Source organism: Pseudoalteromonas sp. TAE79 (genome assembly GCF_000498015.1).
Classification (GTDB): Bacteria; Pseudomonadota; Gammaproteobacteria; order Enterobacterales; family Alteromonadaceae; genus Pseudoalteromonas.
Window position 1 is genome coordinate 1 of record NZ_AUTL01000231.1, and the last position, 4755, is coordinate 4755.

Annotated in this window: 5 protein-coding genes and 2 pseudogenes (1 of these 7 only partly in view); 4 read left to right on the forward strand and 3 right to left on the reverse strand. The window is 40.0% G+C overall.

The window, feature by feature from the left end:
* Positions 1-106: 106 nt before the first annotated feature.
* From L655_RS0118005 to L655_RS0118015, 3 genes and pseudogenes are all read right to left on the reverse strand, one after another.
* On the reverse strand, positions 107-1186 hold the full coding sequence (locus L655_RS0118005) for an endonuclease/exonuclease/phosphatase family protein (RefSeq protein ID WP_024605831.1): 1080 nt from the start codon (positions 1184-1186) through the stop codon (positions 107-109).
* A 23-nt stretch (positions 1187-1209) separates the two neighbouring features.
* Positions 1210-1573, reverse strand: a pseudogene (locus L655_RS01000000125865) (hypothetical protein).
* 76 nt (positions 1574-1649) lie between these two features.
* Positions 1650-1898 (reverse strand): TIGR03643 family protein, encoded by a 249-nt coding sequence (locus L655_RS0118015; protein ID WP_024605832.1) that lies wholly within the window; start codon positions 1896-1898, stop codon positions 1650-1652.
* A 123-nt stretch (positions 1899-2021) separates the two neighbouring features.
* On the opposite strand from L655_RS0118015, the gene L655_RS01000000125870 reads away from it, so the two are divergent.
* From L655_RS01000000125870 to L655_RS0118030, 4 genes and pseudogenes are all read left to right on the forward strand, one after another.
* Positions 2022-2546, forward strand: a complete 525-nt coding sequence (locus L655_RS01000000125870; RefSeq protein ID WP_240917455.1) for a transporter substrate-binding domain-containing protein — start codon at positions 2022-2024, stop codon at positions 2544-2546.
* Positions 2547-2563: 17 nt separating this feature from the next.
* Positions 2564-2710, forward strand: a complete 147-nt coding sequence (locus L655_RS1000000128170) for a hypothetical protein (RefSeq protein WP_241764516.1) — start codon at positions 2564-2566, stop codon at positions 2708-2710.
* A gap of 29 nt (positions 2711-2739) precedes the next feature.
* Positions 2740-3396, forward strand: a complete 657-nt coding sequence (locus L655_RS0118025) for a YoaK family protein (RefSeq protein WP_024605833.1) — start codon at positions 2740-2742, stop codon at positions 3394-3396.
* Between the two features lie 74 nt (positions 3397-3470).
* Positions 3471-4755 (forward strand): annotated as a pseudogene (locus tag L655_RS0118030) (TonB-dependent receptor) (it continues 788 nt past the right edge of the window).

A 4755-nucleotide genomic window follows, 5' to 3' on the forward strand; every position in this document is an offset into this window, starting at 1 on the left:
CCAGCCACTCGACAACATAAAATATTGATTATAATTTGCAAGGTATTTTACTGTGTCGGATGGCGCTTCGCTTATCCGACCTACAATGGCTAAAAACTAGCAGCTCTCACTTCTCCTCAAACCTCGGCACTTTTCGCTTATCTGCCTTATTCATAGCAAGCTCTTGAATTTCTTCTTGCTTGTGCTGCGCCGATTTAGTTTCTAATGATTGCTGATTAGCGTTTTCGTAAGAAAGCTCAGTCAGTAGCGCAAAGTGATCAGAGCCATACTTAGCTAAGCGCTTAATACGTTTTACTTTAAAACCTTCGCTGTGAAATAAGTGATCGAGCGGCCAACGCATAAAAAAGTAACTTGCATGAAAGGTGTTATAAAAACCACGGCCTTTTCGAGGGTCTAAAAAGCCACTTATCTGCATAAACAAACGGGTGCTACGCGACCATGCTACGTCGTTTAAATCACCGGCAACTATGGTAGGTCGTGTTGGGTTTTTAAGTGCTTTAGCCACCATTATTAGCTCTGAGTCGCGCGGACGCGATGAGTCTTCTTCGGTCGGGCTTGGCGGTGCTGGGTGAATAAAGTGCCCTTGCATTTGCAGGCCTTCATCGTTTTCAAACAGAATATGAATTGAGGGAATATCTTCTTCTATGAGCTCACATATTTGTGCATCGAGTATTTTAAACTTGCTGTATAAGTGCATGCCGTAACGATTGTCTTTAGGGCATTCTATGTAATACGGGTAATTTTTTTTGATGACTGATAATTTATTTTCCCACCAGCTATCGCTCTCAAGCGTAATAAGTAGGTCGGGTTGATGCTCATCAACAAGGCTAATTAACTGCTCACTTTTATGGTTCGACATAAGTACATTTGCCGACATAATCCTTATACTATGATCTATATGCTTAGGTGCGCTTTGCACTTCTTTTTTAGCAAGCCACGTATACGGGTAAATCCATTTACCTTGTAAAATCATTATAAGTAATGAGGTTAAGGCTATAAACACGTAACCTATTTCGCTACTTTGCCATAATAAAAACAACGAAGTAACGGCGACAAAACTGGCAATATAAAAAACCTGTAAACGAACAAAGTCGCAGCTACGCACTAAGTAATGCTGGCTGTACGACATAGGTAGTAAGGTAACCAGTAAAAAAAAGCCAATAATTATAGCCAGCGCAATGAGCATTTTAATATCCTTATAAAGTTAATTTAGCGACTTAAAATTGAAAGTATTTCTCGAGTATCGTGCACCATATGGATAACTGTACGGTCTATTTCAATACTCACTGTACCATTATCTCTAGAGCGTTCAATCACTCTACCTCGTTTGTATAAATCACGATCTAAATAGTCGCCTCGGTGGTAGCTTTTACTTAGCACTGGTGGCGTCCAACCTGCACGAATTAGCTGCTTAGCCTCTTTTTTAGAAAGGTAGACATTGTCGTTATGCTTATGTGAATGATGCTTTTTTGTGGCCGTGTTTATGACCATGCTTATCTTTATGCGGTTTTGCATCTGCGCTTATTGAAAATAAAGCCAATGCTATTAGTACTGTGTGTATAGGTGCTCTCATAAATAATCTCTAGCATAATTAATAGCTAAAGATTAACAAACACGGATGAACATCATATGAAACAACTAACACTTATTTAACGTTGTTTATATTGTGTTTTACAGTGGCTTCGCATAATGGCGGGATCGCGTAATTTTAAATGTTTTGTTTTACGACCTGCATGGCGCTTACGCCACACTTTAAAACTGCCTTTTGAAACATTGTCTCGCATAAAAACCACCAGCTGCGGATACTTTAATCCGTATAGCTTCTCTATAGCCTCGTAGGGGGTTCTATCTTCCCACGCCATTTCGATAATGCGTGACTGCTGCTCTGCGTTAAACATGGTATATCTCACAAATTTTAACTTATACGCTAGGTAAAAATACTTAGATCAATGCAATTAAGCTCAGTAACTGTATAATTGGCGTTCAAGTTATGTACTTTAAAAGATATCGAATTTATATTTATGCGCGCAATATTTCTGTTTTTAGCCTTAACTTTTCCCTCGTTATTACTTGCAGCGCCAAGTAAAACTCTGCGCTGCGTTACAACGCACTACCCTCCTTTTACTATTTACGATGAAAAAGCCGATACATTTACAGGTTTAGATATTGATTACATTAAGTTTATTGAAAAAAACTTAAACCTCAAAATTGACGTTATTCATTTACCTTGGGCGCGTGTTAAAAAAGAGATGGAGCTGGGCTATTACGACTGCTATTTTTCATTGGCCAACTATAAAGAGCGTACAGAATATTTAGACTTTACTAGCGAGCCTTTGCATACCACTAAGTTTGGTTTATTCACGTTAAATGAAGATAATCTGCTTATTGATGATTTATCAAAAGCCGCTATAGCTATGTTACCCGGTGTTATTCTTCCCAAAATTATCGCTAAAAAGTACAGCCTTGATGAGAATAATCTGCTTCGTTCACTTTCAACTAAAGACACTTTTGAGCTACTTGAAAAAAACGCGTTGAATACGCAATAACTAACTATCAAGCGGGTTTGTGGTACTCAAAGGAATATAAAAACATTTATGCTCGGCAATTAAATGAGTTTACATTTCCTACTTACATTGCTTTTAAGCGTGGCGTAATTGATACAAAATTAGTTGATGAACAAATAAAGCGTTTTAAAGCACAAGCTCAATAATTAACTCTGCACACATTAAGAGATAACCAATGTTTACAAAACTACCAAAGTGGGTTGAATATGGCGCGTTTACACTGGCATTTATAGCGGGCATCGTTAACGCTGTAGGCTTATTAGGTTTTGAGCATCAAGCCATTTCGCACTTATCAGGCTCTGTTACTTTGTTGGGTATTAAGCTAATGAGCAATACCTCAGCCGCTTTGCTGTTATTTAGCATACTCATTAGCTTTATGTTGGGCTCGGCGCTTTCTGGTTTTTTACTTGCAGGGCGTTCATTAAAACTTGGCCGCCATTACGATACGCTCTTATTTATTGAAGGCGCTTTACTGTTAGCAAGTGCCTACCTACTTAATCAATCTTATGTTTATGCAATTACGCTTGCCTCTGCTGCTTGTGGGTTACAAAATGCGTTAGTCACTAATTACAGTGGTGCGGTCGTTCGTACCACACACTTAACCGGCATTTTTACTGACCTTGGTTTAATGATAGGTAAAGCCCTTAAAGGTGAGCAATTTGATACCCGTAAAGGCATTATGTTTTTACTCATTATTGCAGGCTTTTTATTAGGCGGTGTAGCCGGTTTTGTTTTATTTGAGCATTACTTAGTGCTGGCTTTGGTGTTTCCTGCTGTGGCTTGTTTTGTTTTATCAATTACGTATCGGGTTTACAGGTTACGTACGCTTTAACGCAACGAGTTTAAAAGCACATTAAAACCGCATATTATAGAGGCAATGCAATATAGATTACTTTCAAGGAATGTATGAAACCTTATTTTTTGCCGCTGTTATTACCCTTCAGCCACACTGCGTTTGCCAACAATCAAAATAACGATGCAATAGAAACCATAACAACGACGGCATCACGTATTGAAGCGCTATCTACCCCACTGCCTTTATCAATAAGTACACTAAGTGAAGCGCAGCTAAATAGCATAGCGCCTACGCATATTGAAGAAGCCCTGCAACGTGTAGCGGGTGCTAATATTCAACGTGGAAATGGCCAAGAGTATTTACCCGCGCTTCGCTCACAAGTGCTTTCGGGCGCAGGCGCTTGTGGTGGCATATTGACTTTAGAAGATGGCATACCACTGAGAGCCGCTGGGTTTTGTAATATAAACGAGCTATTTGAAGCACACAGCGAAATGGCGCAGCGCATAGAAGTACTCAAAGGCCCTGGCTCTGCACTTTATGGCTCAAATGCTGTGCATGGTGTTATTAATGTAATAACGCCCGATACCACGCAAGGCGGTGGCTTAGTTGGTTTAGATTACGGCTCGTACGGCTATACTCGCTACAAATTACGTGCAGGACAAGATTACGGCAACAGCGGTATCGGCATTAACGCAAGTGTTACCGACGATAGCGGTTACCGCGACGACGAAAGCGTAGAGCAACAAAAAGTAAATATTCGCCATCGCTATTCAAATAATAATTTATTACTTACCTCAGGCCTTACTTATACAAATCTTGATCAGCAAACGGCTGGATTTATTACAGGCTTTGAAAGCTATAAAAACGAAGACCTCGCGCAAAAAAACTTTGACCCTGACGCATTTAGAAAAGCACGCGCATTTAGAGCATGGAGCAATGCAACCTGGCAATTAAATAACGATGATGTGCTCTCTACTACGTTATATTTTCGCGACCAAAGCATGGACTTTTTTAAGCACTTTTTACCCGGCACACCGCTTGAAACAAACAGTCAAACAGGCTTTGGCGTGCAATCGCTTTATCAACATAATTTACAAAGTAATGTAAAAATAAACCTAGGGCTTGATGGCGAATACACGCAAGCCGATTTTACTCAAAGCCAAAATGAGCCCACGCAAGGTTCTGCATTTTTAGTCGCGACAGTGCCACAAGGCAAACATTACGATTACGATGTAAACGCTACGCTTTATGCCCCTTTTGCATCTGTAGATTGGCAATTAAATAAGTGGTTACTAACAGCTGGTGTGCGCTACGAGCATATGCAGTACGACTATACCAATAATATGCTTGCAGGTAGAACAAAAGACGATGGCACAGAATGCGGGTTTGGTGGCT

What these genes read in the sequence shown, in the direction of transcription:
- L655_RS0118005 (WP_024605831.1), bottom strand. Translation starts at nt 1,186, where the DNA reads ATGCTCATTGCGCTGGCTATAATTATTGGCTTTTTTTTACTGGTTACC.
- L655_RS0118015 (WP_024605832.1), bottom strand. Translation starts at nt 1,898, where the DNA reads ATGTTTAACGCAGAGCAGCAGTCACGCATTATCGAAATGGCGTGGGAA.
- L655_RS01000000125870 (WP_240917455.1), top strand. Translation starts at nt 2,022, where the DNA reads ATGCGCGCAATATTTCTGTTTTTAGCCTTAACTTTTCCCTCGTTATTA.
- L655_RS0118025 (WP_024605833.1), top strand. Translation starts at nt 2,740, where the DNA reads ATGTTTACAAAACTACCAAAGTGGGTTGAATATGGCGCGTTTACACTG.